At 71.1% G+C, this 21,796-nt stretch carries 16 protein-coding genes, 2 tRNA genes and 1 pseudogene; 2 read left to right on the plus strand and 17 right to left on the minus strand.

All coding sequences use genetic code 11. The features are described from left to right. Positions 1-238 precede the first annotated feature (238 nt). The 6 genes from IEY20_RS05915 to IEY20_RS05940 all read right to left on the minus strand — a co-directional run bounded on the left by IEY20_RS05915 (position 239) and on the right by IEY20_RS05940 (position 5,325). Positions 239-718 carry a DUF3145 domain-containing protein gene (locus IEY20_RS05915; protein ID WP_083882066.1) on the minus strand — a complete coding sequence of 160 codons (480 nt, stop codon included), beginning with the start codon at positions 716-718 and terminating at the stop codon, positions 239-241. Positions 719-885: 167 nt separating this feature from the next. After that, positions 886-1,692 carry a DUF1684 domain-containing protein gene (locus IEY20_RS05920; protein ID WP_175328611.1) on the minus strand — a complete coding sequence of 269 codons (807 nt, stop codon included), beginning with the start codon at positions 1,690-1,692 and terminating at the stop codon, positions 886-888. After that, positions 1,689-2,819, minus strand: coding sequence for an AI-2E family transporter (locus IEY20_RS05925; RefSeq protein ID WP_022903954.1), 1,131 nt, complete (start codon positions 2,817-2,819; stop codon positions 1,689-1,691). The genes IEY20_RS05920 and IEY20_RS05925 overlap by 4 nt, the downstream gene beginning before the upstream one ends. Positions 2,820-3,011: 192 nt before the next feature. Further along, positions 3,012-3,086: transfer RNA gene (locus IEY20_RS05930), tRNA-Ile, on the minus strand. Between the two features lie 12 nt (positions 3,087-3,098). Next, positions 3,099-4,310, minus strand: coding sequence for a glycosyltransferase (locus IEY20_RS05935; RefSeq protein WP_175328612.1), 1,212 nt, complete (start codon positions 4,308-4,310; stop codon positions 3,099-3,101). A gap of 100 nt (positions 4,311-4,410) precedes the next feature. Then, positions 4,411-5,325, minus strand: a complete 915-nt coding sequence (locus tag IEY20_RS05940) for a DMT family transporter (RefSeq protein WP_175328613.1) — start codon at positions 5,323-5,325, stop codon at positions 4,411-4,413. Between the two features lie 39 nt (positions 5,326-5,364). Here IEY20_RS05940 and def point away from each other — a divergent pair, with 39 nt between their 5' ends. After that, a complete protein-coding gene (gene def, locus IEY20_RS05945; RefSeq protein ID WP_175328614.1) occupies positions 5,365-5,940 on the plus strand; it encodes a peptide deformylase in 576 nt (191 codons plus the stop codon). A gap of 141 nt (positions 5,941-6,081) precedes the next feature. Beyond that, complete coding sequence (locus IEY20_RS05950) at positions 6,082-7,542, plus strand: ArnT family glycosyltransferase (RefSeq protein ID WP_175328615.1); 1,461 nt, start codon at positions 6,082-6,084, stop codon at positions 7,540-7,542. A gap of 56 nt (positions 7,543-7,598) precedes the next feature. Here the strand turns inward: IEY20_RS05950 and IEY20_RS05955 are convergent, their stop codons facing one another. The 11 genes and pseudogenes from IEY20_RS05955 to dusB form a co-directional block, all read right to left on the minus strand. Continuing rightward, the gene (locus IEY20_RS05955) at positions 7,599-8,081 is read right to left on the minus strand and encodes a hypothetical protein (RefSeq protein WP_175328616.1); all 483 of its coding nucleotides are present in this window, start codon (positions 8,079-8,081) and stop codon (positions 7,599-7,601) included. 167 nt (positions 8,082-8,248) lie between these two features. Continuing rightward, positions 8,249-8,321, minus strand: a tRNA-Asn gene (locus tag IEY20_RS05960). An 87-nt stretch (positions 8,322-8,408) separates the two neighbouring features. Continuing rightward, positions 8,409-9,434 (minus strand): D-isomer specific 2-hydroxyacid dehydrogenase family protein, encoded by a 1,026-nt coding sequence (locus IEY20_RS05965; RefSeq protein WP_175328617.1) that lies wholly within the window; start codon positions 9,432-9,434, stop codon positions 8,409-8,411. Next, positions 9,431-10,387: an ATP-binding cassette domain-containing protein gene (locus IEY20_RS05970; RefSeq protein WP_022903547.1), complete on the minus strand. Its 957-nt coding sequence runs from the start codon at positions 10,385-10,387 to the stop codon at positions 9,431-9,433. The genes IEY20_RS05965 and IEY20_RS05970 overlap by 4 nt, the downstream gene beginning before the upstream one ends. 142 nt (positions 10,388-10,529) lie before the next feature. Continuing rightward, the gene (locus IEY20_RS05975; RefSeq protein WP_229727903.1) at positions 10,530-12,302 is read right to left on the minus strand and encodes an ABC transporter ATP-binding protein; all 1,773 of its coding nucleotides are present in this window, start codon (positions 12,300-12,302) and stop codon (positions 10,530-10,532) included. Further along, positions 12,299-13,294 carry an ABC transporter permease gene (locus IEY20_RS05980; RefSeq protein ID WP_022903549.1) on the minus strand — a complete coding sequence of 332 codons (996 nt, stop codon included), beginning with the start codon at positions 13,292-13,294 and terminating at the stop codon, positions 12,299-12,301. The genes IEY20_RS05975 and IEY20_RS05980 overlap by 4 nt, the downstream gene beginning before the upstream one ends. A gap of 2 nt (positions 13,295-13,296) precedes the next feature. After that, positions 13,297-14,395: pseudogene (locus IEY20_RS05985) on the minus strand (ABC transporter permease). A 92-nt stretch (positions 14,396-14,487) separates the two neighbouring features. Then, entirely contained in the window at positions 14,488-16,104 is a 1,617-nt protein-coding gene (locus IEY20_RS05990; RefSeq protein WP_175328618.1) for an ABC transporter substrate-binding protein, read from the minus strand. Positions 16,105-17,068: 964 nt separating this feature from the next. Beyond that, positions 17,069-19,006, minus strand: coding sequence for a DNA primase (dnaG, locus tag IEY20_RS05995; protein ID WP_175328619.1), 1,938 nt, complete (start codon positions 19,004-19,006; stop codon positions 17,069-17,071). Between the two features lie 305 nt (positions 19,007-19,311). Further along, complete coding sequence (locus tag IEY20_RS06000) at positions 19,312-20,601, minus strand: deoxyguanosinetriphosphate triphosphohydrolase (protein ID WP_175328620.1); 1,290 nt, start codon at positions 20,599-20,601, stop codon at positions 19,312-19,314. Next, the gene (dusB, locus tag IEY20_RS06005; RefSeq protein WP_175328621.1) at positions 20,598-21,752 is read right to left on the minus strand and encodes a tRNA dihydrouridine synthase DusB; all 1,155 of its coding nucleotides are present in this window, start codon (positions 21,750-21,752) and stop codon (positions 20,598-20,600) included. The genes IEY20_RS06000 and dusB overlap by 4 nt, the downstream gene beginning before the upstream one ends. Positions 21,753-21,796: the final 44 nt, after the last annotated feature.

The following is a 21,796-nucleotide window of genomic DNA, read 5'->3' on the forward strand; positions in this document are numbered from 1 at the left end:
ACTGCTCGGGCTGTCCGGCGCGAGAACGGTCGCCCTGCGCGAGACTCGCCCTGCGCGGTCGCCCTGCGCGAGACTCGGGCTGCGCGACACTTCTCGGGCTGTCCGGTGCGAGAACGGTCGCCCTGCGCGAGACTCGGGGCGGGTCCGCCGAGACTCGGGGCCGGCGGGACGACGAACGCCGCCGGGCACGGGGCCGGGCGGCGTTCGGCGGAGCGGAGGAAGGGCGTGCGGGCGACGGTCAGCCGACGCGGTGGAGCCAGACGACGGGGTTGCCCTCGGCGGCGTGGCGGAACGGCTCGAGCTCGTCATCCCAGGCCTGGCCCAGGGCGAGCCGCAGCTCACGGTGGAGTTCGAGCGCGTTGCTGCCCGCGACCTCCATCGCGTAGCGGACGCGGTCCTCGGGGACGACCATGTTGCCGGTGACGTCGGTCTGCGCGTAGAAGACCCCGAGGTCGGGGGTGTGCATCCACCGGCCGCCGTCGGAGGCGCTCGTCGGCTCCTCGGTGACCTCGTACCGGAGGTGCTCCCACCCGCGCAGCGCCGAGGCGATCGCAGCGCCTGTCCCGACCGAACCGGTCCAGGTGAACTCGGTCCGCCGCGCGCCGTCCTGTGCGGGCTGGTCGAGCCACGAGAAGTTCACGGCGCGGTTCATGGCGCGACCAGCCGCCCATTCGACGTGCGGGCAGAGCGCGCGTGGAGCGGAGTGCACGTAGAGCACTCCGGCCGTCGTTCCGTTCACGATTCCTCCGATTCGTCAGGTGCGACTTCCCCATCGACCTGGACGAACGGCATCGCGTTCGGGAACCATCGGTATGCGATTGTGATGTCCTGCGGACACGCCCATTATGCAGCGTCACCGCTGGGAGCGCCAGGTCGGCGCCCGCTTCAGTGCAGAACCGCTCCGGATGCGTCCACGGGGTGCCGCTCCCCGGCGGTGATCGCGACCGGGACGCGGTTCTCCTCCGGCGGGATGGGGCATCCGAACTGGTAGGAGAACGCGCAGGGCGGGAGGACCGCTCGGTTCCAGTCGAGGACGACCTCGCCCGCTGCTCCGGGATCATCCAGGTACAGGAAACGGCCCATCGAGTAGGTGCTCGAGGGGTCGTCCTCCGGGAGCGCACTCGTGGCGTCCTGCACGATGAGCTGCAGCCGGGGTGCGCCGCGGAACGCGGCCGAGCGCACGGCGACCAGCCGCACGGCGACGTCGGCGACGGTCGTGGCGACGATCCCGGCGACCAGGAGCGGGACGCCGGCCGCGTCGACGACGTCAGCCCGTGCCTCCAGGCCGTCGCCCACCGGTTCGAACCTGCCGGACGTGACCCAGTGGTCCTGCTCAGCGAAGCGGGCGATGTGGTCGAACCGGGTGACCGCCTCGGAGGCCGGGTCCCAGACCCGGAGCGTCCCGTCGGCGACGGTGCCGGCGAGGCCGTCCGAGAACGCGACGGTCGACGGCACCACCGCCTGGTCGCTCGCGACCAGGACTGTCCCGTCCACCGGGACGCCGTCGACGACGACCCCGTCGGCGACCGCCGCGGTGACCGTCAGGCCGCCCGGAGCGGGAGCCCAACGACCGGGCACGGGCCACACCGGCTGCTCGAGGTCGACGCGCTGTGCGTTCATGAGCGCGAGCGGTCCGCGGGCACTCCTGGCCCAGCGGTCCCGCTCGGCGACGTGGTCGGGGAAGGTCGTCATGCCTGGTCTTGGCGTGGGTAGATGACCTTCTGCACGATGATGATGAGCGACGCGGCGATGGGCACCGCGACGAGCGCACCGAGGACGCCGCCGATCGTCCCGCCGGCGACCGCGGCGATGACGACCAGCGCCCCCGGGACCTGGACCGCCCGCGACATGATGCGGGGCGAGATGACGTACGCCTCGACCTGCATGTAGACGAGGTAGTAGATCGCTGCCGCGAGGGCCGTGGCCGGCGAGGCGAAGAAGCAGAGCAGCGAGATGACGATCGCGGCGCTCAGCGTCCCGACGAGCGGGATGAGCGAGCCGAGGAACGCGAACGACGCCAGCAGCGCGGGCAACGGTGCGCCGATGATGAGCAGGAAGAAGAAGCTCAGGATGCCGTTGATGAGCGCCTGCGAGATCTGCCCGACGACGTACCGGCCGACCGCCTGCGTGATCTGCTCGCTGACGTCCACGAAGTTCTCCCGCCGGGAGGCCGGGACGAAGCGGTACGTCATCGACTTCAGCCCGCGCATCGATGCGAGGAAGTAGAGCATGAGGATCAGGACGATGAGGGCGCCGGTCAGCCCGGAGAGGATGCCGCCGCCGACCGCGAGGATGCCGCCGCCGAGGTTGAGCAGGTTGCCCGGGTCCTCGGCGAAGGACTGGACCGACTGCAGGGCGTGCTGCACGTCGAACGCCCCGCCCAGCTGCTTCGACAGGTCCTGGAACCAGTCCTGCCGCGAGATGTCCTGGATGATCCCCGGGAAGTTCTGGATGAGGTTCGTGGCTTGTTCGACGAGGATCGGCACGACCGCGAAGATCACGCCGACGAAGGCCGCGAGCACCGCGACCACCACCGCGAGGATCGCCGACCACCGCGGGATCAGGCGTTCGAGGAACGAGACGAGCGGGTCGATGCCGAGCGCCAGGAACAGCGCGACGCCGATGTAGACGAGGACCGTGCTCAGTTCGCGGAGGACGGTGCCGGCCACGATGGCCACGAGGACGCCGATGGCGCCCATGAACCCGATGCGGAACGCGTTGACGCGCACGCCGGTGCCGCCACGGGTCACCTCGAACGTGACGTTCGGCGTCGGGCCGAGCGGGTCGTGGTCGTGGGGCTTGCGCTTGGGGAGCTGCACGGTGGCGGGCCTCGTCTCGCGGACTCGCCCGAACCGGGTTCGGATCGGGCATGGCGGGCCGTGCCTGAAGCGTCCTGCTCGGACCCGCGTCACATCGTAGGGCGGGCCGTACCTCAGTGTCCTGCTCGGACCCGCGTCACATCGTAGGGCGGGCCGTGCTTGAAGTGTCCTGCTCGGACCCGCGTCACATCGTAGGGCGGGCGGGACTCGAACCCGCGGATCGTTCGGTTATGAGCCGACTGCCTTGACCAGCTTGGCTACCGCCCCTCGCCGGGGCCGTCAGGCCACCGGCTCCCCACGATACAGCGCCTCGAACGTCGAGAGGGTGCGGTTGATGTCGTGTGGCTGGATCATCTCGAGACTCCGCTGCCGCATGGCCACGTAGTCCTCGTCCGACGCCGTGAGCACCTCGGTGAGCTTGGCGGCGAGGTCGTGCTCGTCGCCGGGGCGGAACAGGAACCCGTTGCCGTCGACCAGGTGCGGGAGGGCCATCGAGTCGGCCGCCACCACGGGCAAGCCGGACGCCATGCCTTCGAGCGACGAGATGCTCTGCAGCTCGGCAGTGGACGGCATCGCGAAGACGGTGGCGTTCGTGAGCGCGGTCCGCTTGTCCTCGCCGGACACGAATCCGGCGAAGCGCACGCGGTCCTCGAGTCCGAGCTCCCGGGCGAGCGCGGTGAGCTTCGGGATCATCTCGCCGCCGCCGACGACGGTGATGTGCGCGTGGAGTTCCGGCGGCAGGAGCGGGAGCGCACGGACGAGGACGTCGAGGTTCTTCTCCGGCGCGACACGGCCGACGAAGACGATCTCGTTGTTCACCGGGCGCCCCTCGCGGGCGACGTACCGGGACACGTCGAGGCCGCACGAGATGGCGAGCACCCGCTGGCCGGCGATGGCCTCGCGCAGGTAGTCGGCCGCGAGGTTCGTCGGCGTCGTGATCGCGTCCGCGATGCGGTAGGTCTTCGCGGCGTCGCGCCACGCGATCTTGATCGCGGTCGGGATGATCCACTTGCTCAGCGGCACGTAGTCGAGCAGGTTCTCCGGCATGAAGTGGTTCGTCGCCACGACCCGGATGCCGCGGTCGTGTGCCTCGCGGGCGACACCGCGTCCGACCACGATGTGGGACTGGATGTGGACCACGTCGGGCCGGACGGCGTCGAAGATCGGCGCGGTGAGCTTCCGGACGCTCCACGGCCAGACGAACCGGAGCCACGCGTGGGTCGGCCACTTGTAGGACTTCAGACGGTGCACGACGAGTTGCACGCCGCGGTGCTCCTCCTCGAAGCTGCCGTGGTGCCTGGAGAAGGCCGGGGCGACGACGTGGACCTCGTGGCCGCGCTCGGCGAGGCCGACCGCGAGCTGTTCGGCGAAGGTCGCGGCGCCGTTGACGTCCGGCGGGAAGGTGTCCGCGGCGATGAGGACCCGCAGCGGTCGGCGTTCGCCCGTCGCACCCGTCGACGAGGCGGTGGCGGTGGTGGCATCTGCTGACACGTGGGGTGATGTCCTCTCGTGGGCGGTGTCCGGTCGGACTGGAACGCTACCGCACACGCTCCGCGTCGGGCGTCCGCCTCGCGGCTGAGGAACCGGCGGCTCAGGAGCGCGACTGCGGGTGGTGCTTGGCGAGGAGGAACACCCCGGTGATGGCGATCGCCGCCGCCACGACGAAGCCGAGCACCGCCCCGACCGGCGCGCCCGTGGCCTCGTCGAGGACGATCACGCCGATGCCGACCGCGACGATCGGGTCGATCACGGTGAGCCCGGCGATGACGAGGTCGGCCGAGCCGCTCGAGTAGGCGTTCTGCACGAAGTACCCGCCGAGCGACGCCGCGACGACCACGCCGACGATCGCCACGACGGTCAGCCAGTCGAACGTCCCGTTGAGCAGGCGGTTCAGCACGACCTTCGCGAGCGTCGCGACGAAGCCGTAGAGCACCCCGGCCCCGACGATGTAGTACAGCGCGTTGCGGTGCGTCGCGACGAAGCGGAACGACACCAGCACGAGCGCGAGCACGACCGCGAGGATCACGAGCACCGTGATGAGCTGCTCGCGCGTGATGGCGCTCTCTCGACCGACGAAGGCCGCGATGCCGACGAAGATGCCGACGCCGATGATGCAGGTCCACACGGCGCGCTTGGCCCGGCGACCGAGCGGCACCCCGCTCGCGCGGGAGGAGAACCACGTGGTGATGACGAGCGCCACCGCCCCGAGCGGCTGCACGACGATCAGGGGTGCGTTCGCGATGCTGAACAGCTGCAGCACCACCGCCGCGCCGAGCATGATCGTCCCGAGCACCCAGTAGCCGCTCGACAGCAGCCCGAGCACGTGCCGGACGCTGAGGCCCTTCGACTGGCGGCCGAGCCTCGCCTCGACCCGTTGGACGCCCCGGCTCTGGAACTGTGCGCCGAGGGAGAGGAACACCGCCCCGAGCAGTGCGACGGGGATCATGAGCGCCTGGAACGGGGTCAGGTTGCTGACCGCGTCGGGGAGCGGGAGGTCCGTCGTCACGCGTCGAGGCTACCGGTCGTCGCCGGATAACCTGGGTGAATGGCCGTCCTCCCGATCCGCATCACCGGTGAACCCGTCCTCCACGAGCGCGCGGCGGAGGTGACCGAGTTCGACGACGGACTGCGTGAGCTGGTGGCGGACATGTTCGAGACGATGGACCTGGCCCCGGGTGTCGGGCTGGCGGGTCCGCAGGTCGGCGTCGGCAAGCGGGTCTTCGTCTACTCATGGACCGATGATGCCGACGTCCTGCACCGCGGCGCGGCGGTGAACCCCGTCCTGTGGACGACTCCCCCGGTGCCCGAGTCCGTGGAGGAACTGGACGAGGACGACGAGTCCGAGGGCTGCCTCTCCGTGCCCGGCGAGCGGTTCCCGCTGCGGCGGTCGGAGGGTGCGCTGCTCCGCGCCCAGGACGAGCACGGGCAGCCGTTCGAGGTCGAAGCGCACGGCTGGCTCGCGCGGATCTTCCAGCACGAGTACGACCACCTCGACGGCTACCTCTACGCGGACCGGCTCGTCCACCCCTACGGCAAGCAGGTCGCGAAGGCGATCCGGAAGAACAGCTGGGGTGGCCCGGGTCACTCCTGGCTGCCCGGGCGGGATCACCCAGAGGGCTGACGCCCGCTCCGTCCGCGGTCCGGCGCGGGAAGCGACCGGCGAGGGCTGCGTCCAGCGGACGAACCGCCCGGCGAGCACCGCGTCCAGCGTCGGCGGTCGCGCTCCTGTCAAGATGGCGGAGTTCGCGACCAGGAGGGCGTCATGCATCACCACCGGATCCACGTCGTGCGGATCGCCGCGCTGGTAGCCGTGGGCGCTGCAGCGGTCTTCGTCGCGTTCTGGCGGCTGGGCCGGGCGACGGTGGTCAACGATGAGTTCGTCTACGTCCGAGCCGGCTGGGCGTACGTGCACGGTGACGTGAGCTTGAACCTCGAGCACCCGCCGTTCGCGAAGTACCTCTACGGGGTCGCACAGCTCGTCGCAGGGCAGGGCGTGCTCGGTCCCAGGGTCGTGGCAGCGGTCGCGGTGCTCGGGACCGGCGCCGTCCTGTTCGTCTGGCTCCGCAGGGAGACCGGGTTCTGGACCGCACTGGTGGCCGCTGGCGGATGGTGGCTCACGCCGCGCGGATCCGGCTCCGCTTGGGCCACGACAGGGTCGAACATCGGCGCGCGCATCGATCGCTTCGCCATGCTTGAACCGATCATGGTCTTCTTCGCGGTCGCCGCCTTGGCCGCTGGGTGGACCTGGATGCGCACCGGCCACCGCCGCTGGATCGCCCTCGCAGGAGCCATGCTGGCGCTCTCCGTGACGTCGAAGGTCTCGACCTCGGTGCTGGTGCTGGCGATCGCAGCCCTTCCGCTGCTCTTCCGCCGCCCCCGGGACCTGATCGTGGGCGCCGTGTTCGGCGGGATCGCCTTCGTCGTCGTGTTCGTCGTCGTGTACCTCCCGGTGGGACTCTTCACGGCGATCGGCTACATGCTGCGCTTCCAGGGCCGTCAGAACCAGCACGGGCATCCCATCACCATCGGCGGAACGATCTGGCCGGAAGCCCCGTGGTGGGCGAACTTCGCGTTCCTCGCGCAGGGCACCGGGTGGTTCCTGCTCACGGTGCTGCTCATCGGGGTCCTCGCCGCACTCGTCCTCCGCCCGAGCCGTCTGGTGGCGTTCCTGGCGATCGCCCTCGGCGTCTTCCTCGTCTTCTACATCCTGGTCGCGAACGTCTCGCTGCCGTACTACTACGACGCGTGGATGCCGTTCGTCATCGCGCTGGCGGCGATCGGGTACGGCCGACTCGCTGCGTCGCGTTCGCCCGTCGTCCGTGTCGTCGGAGTCACACTCGTCGTTGCCCTGCTCGTCCCCGTCGCTGTGCTCGGCAAGGCGGTGGCGACGACCCGGCCGAGCGGGATCGCCCTGCTCGACGAAGCGCTCACGGTCCGCGGCGAGGACACGGACAACGTGCTCTTCGCGAGGTTCAGCGCGAACACCTGGCGGATCTACTTCCCCGAGCGAGGCACGATGAAGCCGCAGAACGGCCCGTTCAGTGCCATCGTCGTCGGTGAGGACGACCGCAGGACGATGCCTCGGCAGGTGCGGACGTTCCTCTCGGAGTCGAGCGGACAGCTCGAGCACTTCCGGGTCGACTACCTCGACGTCTACATCGCGAAGCAGGGGACGATCGAGGACAACAACCGGGACGGCACGCTCCTCATCGAGCGCGGGTGACGGAAGCGACGCGGGGCGTCGCACCCGTTCGAGGGAGCGGGACTCGGAGGTGCGGCTCAGCTGCGGTACGTCGCCAACGCCTCGCGCAGTCGCTCGTGCTCCGGGTGTCCGGGGCAGTAGGCGAGGAGGCCGGCGGCGATGTCAGCTGCCCTCGCTTCGGTCACCGGGCGCACCCAGGCACCGGCTCCGCGGACGGCGCACCCCGCGGCGAGCTCGTCGAGCGCCGCGGCGCCCCGGGCGGCTCGTACCGCGGCGGCCTGTTGCGTGGAGAGAACGCTGCCCGTCGTCCGGAACGCGGTGCACTCCGCGCGGCGGTCTTCCCACACGGCGGAGTACGTCGTGTACGTCTCCGTCCCGGCACCGGAGCCGGTACGACAGGTGAACGCGAACATGATCGGTGCACTCCCGGTCACCGTGCCCACTCCGGCCGAACCCGCTGAGGAGTCCTCTGGCGTCGGATCCGACGAAGTGCAGCCCTGCAGCAGTGCGCCCGTCGCGACGACGACCGTCACGGCGAGGATGAGGCTGGGCATGCGCACCTGAGAACGCTAACAGGCTCGTGCTCCACGCGCGCTTGAAGAAGGCGCGGAAGACTCCGAGCCATGGACCACCGAAGACGCGGAGAACCCGGGGATGCGGAGAGCCCGGGGACGCGAAGAATCCGGGGACGCAAAAGACCCCCACCGCGAACGGTGGGGGTCTGACGCTCCCCGAGTTGGACTCGAACCAACAACCTGCCGGTTAACAGCCGGCTGCTCTGCCAATTGAGCTATCGAGGATCAGTTGCTCTGCTGAACAACGGGTAACAGCATAGCAGCACCCGGAGCCCGCTCACCGCATCGTCGCCGCACCCCGGGCGTGGCGGTTCAGTAGCCCGCCACCGGGTCCACGACCCCGACGAACCCCTCCCCGTCGCCACGGAGGAACGCCGTGGTGTTCGCACGCACCCGCTCGGCGAGCAGCGGGGCGACCATCTCGGGGGTGTCGGCCTGGTGCGGGGTGATGACCGCCCCGGGCTCGTCCCAGAGCGGGTGCCCGTCCGGGAGCGGCTCGGGATCGGTGACGTCGAGGCCCGCTGCGGCGATCGTCCCCTCGCGGAGAGCGGTGACGAGCGCGTCGGTGTCGACCAGGCCGCCGCGGGCGATGTTCACGAGCCGGGCCGAGGGCTTCATGAGGCCGAACTGCCGGGCGCCGAGGAGCTTCGCCGTGCCCGAGGTCATGGCGGCGGCGATCATCACGACGTCGGCGTCCGGCAGGACCTCGTCGAGCCGGTCGGTCGTGACGGTGCGGTCGGCGCCCTCGACGGGCGAGGACGAGCGCCGGACGACCGTCACGGTGACGTCGAACGGGGCGAGCAGCCGGATGTACTCGAGCGCGATGCCGCCGGCGCCGATGACCAGGACGTTCCGCCCGTAGAGCGACACGCCCTCGGGCTCGGTCGCCCACGACGTCGCTCGCGCGCGCTTCTGGAGCACCCGGAGCGTGCCGAGGGTGAGTGCGAGGGCGTGCTCGGCCACCGGCTCCGCGTACGCGCCCTTCGCGGAGGTGAACAGCACTCGGTCGCCGTGCGCCGCGATGAGCCCGGCGAAGGCGTCGACGCCGGCGAACGGGAGCTGGACCCAGCCGACCGAGGGCGCCGTGTCGAGGGCCCGCGCGAGCCCGTCCGGGTCGCGCGGGTCGAGCCAGACGATGCCGCGGGTGTCCTCGCCCACGGCGGACACGGTGCCGCCGGCGTCCTGCACGGCCGCGACGTGGAGGTCGGCGGGCGACGGCAGGATCGCGACCGGACCGGCGGTCGGCGGGGCCACCGGCAGCGGTGCGCCGTGGTCGGTCACGACGGCCCGGTGTCCTCGCGTGCCGGCCGGGGTCGGGGCTGCGGTCTCGGCGCTCATGCCTGCTCCTGTCGGTCGGTGCGGGGCCCGGTGCCGGCAGCGGCCACCGGACGACGGGGCGCGGAGGACCGGCGGGGAGCGGCCGGTGCGGCAGCGGCAGCGGCACCGCCGGCCGGACGACGCTTGACCGGGCGCGCCGCGGTGGCGGCGAGGGTCTTCACGTAGGGGTCGACCGGGTTGTCGAGCACGTCGTCGAAAGTACCGAGGCCGACCAGGCGGCCGTCGGCCATCACGGCGACGCGGTCGGCGAGTGCCCTGGCCTCGCGGAGGTCGCTCGACACCACGATCGCCGAGAACTGGCGGTTCCGCTGGAGGTTCGCGAGCGCTTCGAGCACCGACTGCCGCACCAGGACGTCGACGCCACGAGCCGGTTCGTCGGCGACGAGCAGCTGTGGCTCGAGGATGAGCGCCCGAGCCAGCGCGACGCGCTGCCGCTGCCCGCTCGAGAGCTCCCACGTGTTGAGACGCATCGACCCGAGCGGCAGGTGCACGGCGTCGAGCAGCCGGGCGACCATGAGCCCGGCCTCCTTCCGGCCGAAGCGGCGGTCGCGGACGTAGATGGGCTCCGCGACGGCCTCGCCGACGGTGAGGTCGGGGCTGAGGCGGTCGGCGGCGTCCTGCGGCAGGTAGCCGATCCGGCCGCTGAGTCGTTCGAGCTTGCGGGACGATGCCCGGAGCCCGCGGGTCCTCTGGCCGAGGACGGTCAGCTCCCCGCCGACGATCTGGCGACGGTACGCGCCCTCGCCCTCCCCGTGCGCGCCGAGCTGGCCGGCGATCGCGGCCGCGAGGGTGGACTTGCCGGAGCCGGACTCACCGAGGACCGCGAGGATCTCGCCCTGCCGGAGCGACAGGCTCACGCCGTCGACGGCGCGGATCGGCTCCCCCGCTCGTCCGCTCCGGTACTCGATCGAGACGTCGTCTGCGACGACCGCCGGTCCGTTCACCGCGATCATGGGTCCCCTTCCACGCCGCCCCCTGGCGGCGGTCCGCGCGGCGACGTGGGAGGTCGTCGCCGCGTGTGCACGGCACCGGAGGCGACCGCCTGGAGGCGCGAGGTGCGTCGACGACGCGGGTCGCGCCTCCAGGCCGGTCGGGTCAGGACCCGACGCGCTCCAGTTCCTCCAGCGTACGCCGTCGCTCGGCCTGTTCCGCCGGGTCCGGCACGGGGAGCGACGCGAGCAGCCGCTGCGTGTAGGGGTGCTGCGGCGCGCCGAGGACCTGCGCCGTCGTGCCCGTCTCGACCAGGTCGCCCCGGTAGAGCACGGCGATCCGGTCGGAGAGCGCCCCGACGACCGCGAGGTCGTGACTGATGAACAGCGACGCGAACCCGAGGTCCTGCTGGAGCTCGAGGAAGAGCTCCAGCACGCGGGCCTGCACCGACACGTCGAGCGCACTCGTCGGCTCGTCCGCGATGAGCAGCTTCGGCCGGAGCGCGAGCGACCGGGCGAGCGACGCACGCTGACGCTGCCCACCGGAGAGCTCGTGCGGGTAGCGGTCGCCGTACGCGGCGGGCAGCTGGACGGCCTCGAGCAACTCGTCGACCCGCTTGCGCGCGGCCCGGGGACTCCGGACCTCGCCGTGCACGACGAGCGGGTCGGCCACGCACTCCGCGATCGTGAGCAGCGGGTTGAACGACGTCGCCGGATCCTGGAAGACGAACCCGATGTCCTTCCGGTGCCGCTTGAAGTCGCGCTCACGGTACCCGAGCATCTCGGTGCCGAGGACGTTCAGCGAGCCGCCGGTCACACGGGTGAGACCGGCGATCGCTCGACCGATGGTGGTCTTGCCCGAGCCGGACTCCCCCACGAGGCCGAGGACCTCGCCGGGGCGGATCGCGAGGTCGACGCCCTTCACGGCCCTGAAGGCGTGGGACCCGAGGCGTCCGGGGTACTCGATCTCGAGACCCCGCGCCGACACCAGCGGCTCGACGTCCTCGGAGATCGCCGCCCGGCGCGCCGAGCCGGTCGACGCCTCGAGCCGGGGCACGGCTGCGAGCAGGCGCTTCGTGTAGTCGGCCTGCGGCGCCGCGAAGAGCTCGCGGACCGGGGCCTCCTCGACGATCTCGCCCTGGTACATCACGGCGACGCGGTCGGCCAGGTCGGCCACCACGCCCATGTTGTGCGTGATGATCACGATCGCGGCGCCGAACTCGTCGCGGCAGCGCCTGAGGAGGTCGAGGATCTCCGCCTGCACCGTCACGTCGAGCGCGGTCGTCGGCTCGTCGGCGATGATGACGCTCGGCTCGAGGGCCAGCGCGCTCGCGATCACGACGCGCTGCTTCTGCCCGCCGGAGAACTGGTGCGGGTAGTGGTCGACGCGGGTCTCCGGGTCGGGGATGCCGACGCGACGGAGGTAGTCGATCGCCTTCGCGCGGGCCTCCTTCTTGGAGACACCACCGTGGGCGCGGAGCCCCTCGGCGATCTGCCACCCGACCGTGAAGACCGGGTTCAGCGCGGTCGACGGCTCCTGGAAGACCATCGCACCGGCGGTGCCGCGGAGCTCGCGGAGCTTGCCCGCGCCGACGCTGATCACGTCGGTGCCGTCGAGGTACACCGCGCCGCCGAGGGTGGCGGTCTCCGGCATGAGCCGGAGCATGCTCCTGGCGGTGACGGACTTGCCGGAGCCGGACTCGCCGACGAGGGCGAGGACCTCGCCGGGTCGCACGTCGATGCTGACGCCCTTGACGGCGTCGACGGCACCGTTGTCGGTGGCGAACGTGACGGTCAGGTCGTCGACGACGGCCACCGCCTCGGTCGTCGTGTCGCCGGCCTGGAGGCGCTTGGTCGCGCCCGGCTGGCCGGTCACGTCGGACTGGCCGGTCACGTCGGACTGGCCGCTTGCGCTGGGTCGGTTCGTCGCGTCCGTCATGCTGCTGCTCCTTCCGTGCCGGCCGCCTGCTTGCGCGACACCAGCTGCTTCAAGCGACGGCGAGCACGCAGACGGGGGTCGGAGATGTCGTTGAGGCTCTCTCCGATGAAGGTCACACCGAGCACGAGCACGACGATCGCCACACCGGGGAAGACGCCCGTCCACCAGATGCCCGACGCCACGTCGGACAGCGCGCGGCTGAGGTCGTAGCCCCACTCGGCGCCGGAGGTCGGGCCGATGCCGAAGCCGAGGAAGCCGAGGCCCGCCAGCGTCAGGATCGCGTCGCTCGCGTTCAGCGTCAGGATGAGCGGCAGGCTCCGCGTGGAGTTCCGGAGCACGTGCCGGGTCATGATCCGCCACGGGTTCGTGCCGACGACGCGTGCCGACTCGACGAACGCCTCGTTCTTGAGGCGCACTGCCTCCGCGCGGACCACGCGGAAGTACTGCGGCACGTACACGACGGTGATCGAGATGGCCGCCGCGATGATGCCGCCCGAGTAGCTCGAGTTGCCGCCGGAGACGACGATCGAGACCACGATCGCGAGCAGCAGCGACGGGAAGGCGTAGATCGCGTCGGCGACCACCACGAGGACCCGGTCGAGCCAGCCGCCGAGGTAGCCGGAGACCATGCCGAGGATGACGCCGATCGTGATCGACACGACGACCGCGACGATGACCACGAGCACCGCGGTCCGGGCGCCGTAGACGGTGCGGCTGAACACGTCGAACCCGCCGACCGTGGTGCCCCAGATGTGCTCCGGGCTCGGGGCCGCGGTGCGCGGGAAGCCCTGGCCGTCGGCGGACTGCAGCTGGCCGAAGCCGTACGGGGCGATGAGCGGTGCGGCGATCGCGACGACGAGGTACAGGGCGCAGATGACCACGCCGGTGACGAGCATGGCGCGCTGCCAGCCGGTGCTCCTGCGGAGCTGGACGACCACGGGCAGGCGCTTCCACAGCGGCTCGTGGCGGTCGACGAGGGCGGTGTCGGCCATCGCTAGAACCTCACTCTCGGGTCGATGAGCGCGGCGACGACGTCGACGACGAAGTTCGTCACCGCGACGATCACCGCGAGCATCGCGACGATGCCCTGGACCGCGACGAAGTCGCGGGCAGACAGGTACTGGTTGAGCTCGAAGCCGAGCCCGCGCCACCCGAAGGTGGTCTCGGTCAGGACCGAACCACCGAGGAGCATGGCGATCTGGAGTCCCATGACCGTGATGATCGGCACGAGGGCGGGACGGAACGCGTGCGTCCGGACGAGCCGCGCCTCCCGGACGCCGCGCGAGCGGGCCGCGTCGACGTACTCGGAGCCGAGCGAACCGATCATGTTGGCGCGCACCAGGCGGAGGAAGATGCCGGCGGTGAGCAGCCCGAGCGTCAGCGCGGGCAGGACGGCGTGCGCGAGCACGTCCCCGATGATCTGCGCGTTGCCGGTGCGGAGCGCGTCGACGATGTAGATGCCGGTGGCGCCGGGGATGTTGTCGAGGACGAGGCTGACCCGCGTCGATGCACGGTCGCCGAGCGGCAGCCAGCCGAGCCAGACCGAGAACACGAGCTTGAGCAGCAGGCCGCCCGAAGAACACGGGGGTCGCGTACGTCAGGATCGCGAGGGCCCGGAAGAGCACGTCCGGCCACTTGTCGCGGACGTAGGCGGCGAGCATGCCGAGCGGGATGCCGAGGACGAGCGCCACGATGAGCGCGTAGAAGACCAGCTCGGCCGTCGCGCCGCCGTACTGCAGGATGATCTCGGTGATCGGCCGGTGGTCGGTCGACGTCTCGCCGAAGTTCAACCGGACGATGTTGCCGAGGTACTCGAAGTACTGCACGAGCACGGGGCGGTCGTACCCGGCGGCGTGCAGGCGCTCCTGCAGCTGGTCGGGCGTCAGACGGCCGCCGACGGACGCGGTGATCGGGTTCCCGATGACGCGCATCAGGAAGAACACGAGCGTCACGAGGATGAACACGGTCGGGAAGATCAGGAGGAATCTGACGAGGACGTACCGGCCGAGACCGCCACCGCCGCCCCGGGCACGACGTTGTGCCTGCGGCTTGGTGGGTTCGGTCTCGATCGCCTCGGGGTTCGTGAGGGTCACGGGGTGGGGCGCCTTTCGGGACGTGGTCAGGGGGCGCTCCGGTCGGGAGCGCCCCCTGGGGTCACATCGGTGTTACTCGGAGAGGGTCGCTGTCACTTGGAGAGGGTCGCGTAGCGGAACTTGAAGGACGCGTCGAGGGTCAGGCCCTTGACGTCCTTGCCGGCCACGGCGATCGACTTGCCCTGGAGGAGCGGCAGGGTCGAGATCTGCTCGGCCTCCTGCTGCTGTGCCTGCTCGATGAGGTCCGCGCGCTTGGACGCGTCCGACTCGGCCTGCTCCTCGGCGATGAGCTTCTGGATCGTCGGGTCGTCGTAGTGGTTCTGCACGAAGTTGTCCTTCGTGAAGAACGGCGACAGGTAGTTGTCCGCGTCCGAGAAGTCCGGGAACCAGCCGAGCTGGTACACGGGGTAGGCGTCCTTCGTGCGGTCGACCGCGTACGTCGTGTAGACCGTCGACTGGATGTTCACGGTGAACAGGCCCGAGTTCTCGAGCTGCGTCTTGAGCTCGGCGTACTCGTCGTCCGACGTCGAGCCGTAGTGGTCCGGCGCGTACTGGATGTCGAGCTGCACCTTGCCGGAGACACCGGCGTCGGACAGGGTCTTCTTCGCCTTGTCCACGTCGGCGCCGCCGTTGCCGTCACCGTAGAGCGTCTTGAACGGGGTCGCCGCACCGGTGAGGCCGTCCGGGACCATCGAGTAGACCGGCGAGTACGTGTTGTTGTACACGTCCTTCGCGAGCTTCTCGCGATCGACGACGTCCGCGACCGCCTGGCGGACCGCGAGGGCCTTCGCCTCGTCGGCGTCGGACTGGCCGGTGCCGAACGGCTGCGTCTTGAAGTTGAAGACGAGGTAGCGGATCTCGCCACCGGGGCCGTCGGTGACCTTGACGTTGTCGTCCTTGCGCAGGTCGGCGATGTCGGTCGGCGTCAGCGAGCGGTACGCCACGTCGACGTCGCCCTGCTGCACGGCGAGCTTGAGGTCGGTCTCCTTGGTGTAGTAGCTGGCGGTGACCTCGTCGGTCTTCGCCTTGCCCAGGAGGCCGTCGTACTCCTTGTTCGCCTTGTACTGGATCGTGTCGTTCTCCTTGTACGAGGTGATCTCGTACTGCCCGGCGAACGCCTTGCCCTTGACGATGTCCGCCGCGGGGGTGAGCTTGTCGGCGGAGAAGACCTGCTCGTCGACGATCGGACCGGCCGGGCTCGAGAGCACCTGTGGCCAGGTCTGGTCGGCGTGGTCGAGGTGGAACACGACCGTGGTGTCGTCCGGGGTGTCGATGCTCTTGAGGTTGGCGAGCAGGGACTGCGGGCCGTTCTCGTTGTTGATCTTGAGCTCGCGGTCGAACGAGAACTTCACGTCGCTCGACGTGAGGTCGTGGCCGTTCGCGAACTTCAGCCCCTTCTTGAGCGTCACCTCGTACGTGGTGTCGTTCGTGAACTCGCCCTTGGTCGCGATGTCCGGCTTGACGTCCGGGCTGCCGACGGGGGTGTTCATCAGGAACGGGAACACCTGGTTCTGCACGGCGAAGGAGCCGTTGTCGTACGAGCCGGCCGGGTCGAGCGACGTGATCTTGTCGGTCGTGCCGATCGTCAGGCCGTTCAGGTCGGTGGACGACACGCTGCTGCTCGCGCAGCCGGTCAGCACCAGCGCCGTCGCTGCTGCCCCGGCGCCGAGCGCGATGCCGCGCTTGCCCCGCTTGGTGACGGATGCCATGTCCGTGTACCTCTCTGGTGATGATTGCAGGAGTCCTGACCGGCGGGTGGAACGACTGTGTGCCCGGTCAGGAACGCTCATTGGTACCACCCTGTCACGGAAGTCAGCGAACTGAGGGCGATTTGTTTACACCGCTGTAATGCGGCGCCGCGCCGTGTGGCGCATGATGTCGCCGGTCGGTCTCGGCGTGTCGTGCACGATCGTTGCGTCGGGCAACATCGGGTGTCGGAGGGGCGGGGGGGCGACTCGGCTGGTGGTTGGGCGGGCGGTCACGACTCCCCGCTCAGCTCCGCCTGTCGGTGGGTTGCGCGGGGGGTCACGACTCCCCGCTCATCTCCGGCTGTCGGTCACGAACTGTCGCCTGGCGCGCGCGGGACCGACCGTTCGTGACCGCCCGGCGTCGCGGCGGCGGGGAGTCGCGACCCCCGGGCGGGCAGGACCGGGGGCAGGACCGGGGGCAGGACCGGGGGCGCGGCGCCGGGCGCGGTGTTGGTCGCGGTGTTGGTCGCACGACATGCCGTGCTCGTTCCGCGCTGGTCGCACGACGTGCCGCCCGCCACACGCACGCCCGACACCTCCTGCGACCAGGAGCGACCCGAAGGCGGCGCGGTGGGCGTGGCGCGGGGTCACGACTCCCCGCTCAGCTCCGGCCACCGGTCACGAACTGTCGCCTGGCGCGCGCGGGACCGACCGTTCGTGACCGCCCGGCGTCGCGGCGGCGGGCAGTCGTGACCGGCCGGCGGGCGGGCAGGACCGGGGGCGCGGCGCCGGTCGCGGTGTTGGTCGCACGACATGCCGTGCTCGTCCCGCGCTGGTCGCACGACGTGCCGCCCGCTGCACGCACGCCCGACACCTCCTGCGACCAACTGTGACCGCCAGCCGAGCCCCGCCAGCGAACAGCCGTCCGCCCAGGTCCGCCCGGGTCCGCCCACTCAGCGCTGGCCGGCCGCCCGGGGCCGCCCGCTCAGCGCTGGCCGGCAGCGGCCGCAGCAGCCTCGGAGTCCGCCCGCAACCGCATCCGCTGCGCGTCGATGTCCACGAGCTGCCGCTGGATCTCCGCACGACGGTCGGCCTGCTCGTGCGGGTCGGCCCGCTGCAGCTGCCCGAGCAACGACGCCTTGCGTGCGAGCAGGTCGCGCTCGACGAGGGCGACGACGATGCTCCGGCAGTAGAGCGCGAGGTCTTCGTCGGTGCGGGCGGGGATCGGCGACAGCGCGAGCTCCTGCACGAGACCCCGGAGCGGCATCGGCACGTCGGTGAGCAGCCGGTCGAGCCAGTCCCCCGCGCCGATCGCGTCGACGTTCGCCACGACGGCGTCACGGACGACGGCGAGCATCGGCGCCGAGAACGTGGCCGCCGCTGCGAGGCCGAGCAGTGGCGCACCGACGTGCCCGGGCTGCTGCACCATCGCCATCACGGCGTCACGCTCCATGCGGGTGATCGGGTCGTTCGGCAGTGACCGGAGTCCGGCCACCGGCTCGTCCGCGGGGGCGACCAGCTCGCCACCGGGACCGGCCTGCGCGACCGGCACCGTGCCTCCAGACCGATCGTCCTGCGCCCCGCGCGCTCGCTGGCGAGCGTTCTCGACCGCGCGACGGACCTCGGGGATGTCGAGGCCGAGCCAGCCGGCGAGCTCGCGCACGTAGCCCTGCGTGAGCGAACGGTCGCGGATGGTCGCGAGCACGGGCGCCGCGGCGCGGAGGGCACCGACACGGCCCTCGACCGTCTCGAGGTCGTGCCCGTCGAGGGTCCGGCGGATCATGAACTCGAACATCGGGCGCTTGTTCGTGACCAGGCGACGGATGGCGTCGTCGCCGCGCGCGAGCCGGAGGTCGCACGGGTCGAGGCCGTCGGGCGCCACCGCGACGAAGGTCTGGGCGGCGAACCGCTGCTCCTCGGCGAACGCCCGCGAGGCGGCACGCTGCCCCGCCTCGTCCGGGTCGAAGGTGAAGACGACCTCGCCGTTGGCGTTCGGGTCGGCGCCGCTGACGTCGCCGAGCATCGGCCGGAGCACCTTGATGTGGTCGACGCCGAACGAGGTGCCGCACGTGGCGACCGCGGTGGTCACGCCGGCGAGGTGGCACGCCATGACGTCCGTGTAGCCCTCGACGATGACGACCTGCTTCTGCTTCGAGATGTCGCGCCGGGCGAGGTCGATCCCGTAGAGCACCTGACTCTTGTGGTAGATCGGCGTCTCGGGGGTGTTGAGGTACTTCGGGCCCTTGTCGTCGTCGAGGAGCCGCCGCGCACCGAAGCCGATCGTCGCCCCGGTGACGTCGCGGATCGGCCACATCAGGCGTCCGCGGAAGCGGTCGTACGGCGAGCGGTCGCCCTGGCTCACGAGCCCGGCGCTCGTGAGCTCCTCGAGCGTGAAGCCGCGACCGCGCAGGTGGTCCTTGAGCGCGTCGTAGGACTTCGGAGCGAACCCGACGCCGAAGTGCTGAGCCGCCCCCGGGTCGAACCCGCGCTCCCCCAGGAACCGCCGCGCGGGGTCGGCCGCGGCGGTCGTCAGCTGCGCGGTGAAGAACTCGAGCGCGGCCTCGTTCGCCGCGATGAGCCGGGCACGCGTGTTGTAGTCGGTGCGGGGGCCGTCGCCCTCCTCGTAGTGGAGGGTGTACCCGATCTTCGCCGCCATGCGCTCGACGGCCTCGGCGAAGGTGGTGTGGTCCTGCGCCATGATGAAGCTGAAGACGTCGCCGTCCTCGCCGCACCCGAAGCAGTGGTAGCGGCCGACCTGAGGCCGGACGTGGAACGACGGAGAGCGCTCGTCGTGGAACGGGCAGAGACCCTTCATCGAGCCGACGCCCGCGTGCTTCAGCGTGACGTAGTCGCCGACGACGTCCGCGATGTTGACACGCGAGCGGACCTCGTCGATGTCGTTCCGCGCGATCCTGCCAGCCACCCCTCGATCCTAGTTCGTGCGACCGACCCCCGTTGGCCGTCGGTCCGTCTGTGAACGGGCCACCTGCCTGGAGGCGCGGTGCAGGACCGGCGCGCTCCGCACCCCCGGTGCGTGGTCGCGTCGTGATCGCGTCGTGGTTGCGTCGTGGCGGTCGCGGCGACTGCCGTGGGCCTTCGGTGCGAGGTTCCACACATGGTGACCTCCCTTGCGCGTCGCACCGTGCGGGAATCCTCGCACCAAGCGCTGGCGCGCGCCAGCGCCGCGCGCCGACACCGAGCGCCAGCGCCGCGCGCCAGCGCACGACGTCACACCGGGATGTGCGTCCGCTCCTGCTCCCCCACGACGAGCCGCCGGTGCCACGCGAGCGCCCCCTGGTCGGTCAGGCTCGCCACCTGGTCGACGACCGCCCGCAGCCGCCCGGCATCGTCGGCCGCCGCACGCCAGTCCGCCGCGAACCCCGGCTCGAGGTCGGCGCTGCCGGTGGCCGCGAGCGCGTCGAGCAGCTCGGTCAGCACCCGTCGCTGCTCCTCGTACACCGGCTGCCGGTCGCCGTGGGTCATCACGAACGCCGCCACGATCCCCTTGAGCACGGCGATCTCGCCGATGATCTCCGGGGGCGTCACCACCGACGCTGCGAACCGGACGAGGGAGCCGGACGCGTAGGACTCGCGCGTCGCGGCGGTCGCCGTCCGCGCGAACCGGCCGATGAGCTGCGAGGTCAGGTTCTTCAGGCGCGCGAGGTCACGCCGGGAGCCGTCGTAGGAGGTCATCCAGAGCGGCAGCGCGCGGAGCCGGTCGAACGCCTCGAGCAGTTCCTCGCGGCTGAGGTCGTCCCCCACCCAGGCGTGCATGGCCGTCACGATGTCGTTCTCGCCGACCCGGTCCCCGAGCGCCGCGACGTCGATGAAGCCCGCGACGACGGCGTCCTCGAAGTCGTGCACCGAGTACGCGATGTCGTCGGAGAGGTCCATGACCTGGGCCTCGATGCAGCGCTGACGACGGGGAGCGCCGGCCCGGAGCCACTCGAACGCTGCGTGGTCGTCGTCGTAGAACCCGAACTTCGTCCGGCCCGACGACGCTTCCGACACGCCCTGGGAGGCGGGCCACGGGTACTTGCAGCTCGCGTCCAACGACGCCCGGGTCAGGTTCAACCCGTACGCGCGGTCGGCGTCCGGCCCCGACCCGTACACCTTCGGCTCGAGCCGGGTCAGGAGTCGCAGCGTCTGCGCGTTCCCCTCGAACCCGCCGATGCCCGTGGCCCAGGCGTTGACCGCCGTCTCGCCGTTGTGTCCGAAGGGCGGGTGACCGATGTCGTGCGCGAGGCAGGCGGTGTCGACCACGTCGGGGTCGAGCCCGAGCGAGTCCGCGAGTTCCCGGCCGACCTGCGCGACCTCGAGCGAGTGGGTCAGCCGGTTGCGGGCGAAGTCGAGCCCCGTCGTGGGGCTGAGCACCTGGGTCTTGGCGGCCAGACGCCGGAGCGCGCTGGAGTGCAGGAGCCGGGCGCGGTCACGGGCGAAGTCGGAGCGACGGTTCGAGTGCTGCTCGGGGAGCCAGCGCTCGGCGTCGGCCGGACCGTACGAGGCGGTGGCGCTCATCCGCCGCTGTGGTGGAGCTCGGCGGCCGCGAGGACCTTCCGGAACTCGGCGTCGACGTCGCGCGACTCGAGCCACCGGTCCGGCAGTGCGGTGCGCTTCGGGTGCCCGGCACGCCCGCGGGGGCCCTCGACGTCGGCGCCCGGGTACGGCGCCGTCCAGTCGAGCCTGCCGAGCAGGTCGTCGATCTCCTGCAGGCTCGAGGCCATCGCGAGGCCGGACCGGACGTCACCGCCGATCGGGTACCCCTTGAAGTACCACGCCACGTGCTTGCGGACGTCGCGGCAGCCGTGGTCTTCCGAGCCGAAGAACTCGACGAGGAGTTCGGCGTGCCGACGGAACGCGACCGCGACCTCGCCGAGCGTCGGCATCGCACGGACGTCCTCGCCGCGGAACGCCGCCGCGAGGTCGCCGAACAGCCACGGGCGACCGAGGCAGCCACGTCCGACGACGACGCCGTCGCAGCCGGTCTCGTCGACCATGCGCAGGGCGTCGGCGGCGGACCAGATGTCGCCGTTGCCGAGCACGGGGATGTCGGTGATCGTCTCCTTGAGGGTGGCGATCGCGGACCAGTCGGCGTGCCCGGAGTAGTGCTCGTTCGCCGTGCGGGCGTGCAGCGAGATCGCGGCGACGCCGGCGTCCCGCGCGATGCGGGCGGCGTCGAGGTAGGTGAGGTGGTCGGCGTCGATGCCCTTGCGCATCTTCACCGTGACGGGGACGTCCCCGGCCGCCGTGACGGTCTTCTCGACGAGGTCCTTGAAGAGGTCGAGCTTCCACGGCAGCGCGGCCCCGCCGCCCTTGCGGGTGACCTTCGGGACCGGGCAGCCGAAGTTCAGGTCGATGTGGTCGGCTCGGTCTTCGCCCACGAGGATCGTCGCGGCCTCGGCCACGGTGTTCGGCTCGACGCCGTACAGCTGGATCGAGCGCGGCGTCTCGGACTCGTGGTGCTGGATGAGCTGCATCGACACCGGGGTCCGCTCGACCAGCGCCCGGGACGTGATCATCTCGCACACGTACAGGCCGGCGCCGTACTCGCGGCAGAGCCGGCGGTACGCCATGTTCGTGATGCCCGCCATCGGCGCGAGCACGACCGGCGCCTCGACCTCGATCGGGCCGATGCGCAAACCCTTCGGAGGCGCTTGTGTGATCGTCATACGGCTCCCATCCTCCCACGTCGTCACGCGCCGGTAGCGTTCTC

The sequence above is a fragment of the Curtobacterium luteum genome (assembly GCF_014646995.1).
GTDB lineage: Bacteria > Actinomycetota > Actinomycetes > Actinomycetales > Microbacteriaceae > Curtobacterium > Curtobacterium luteum.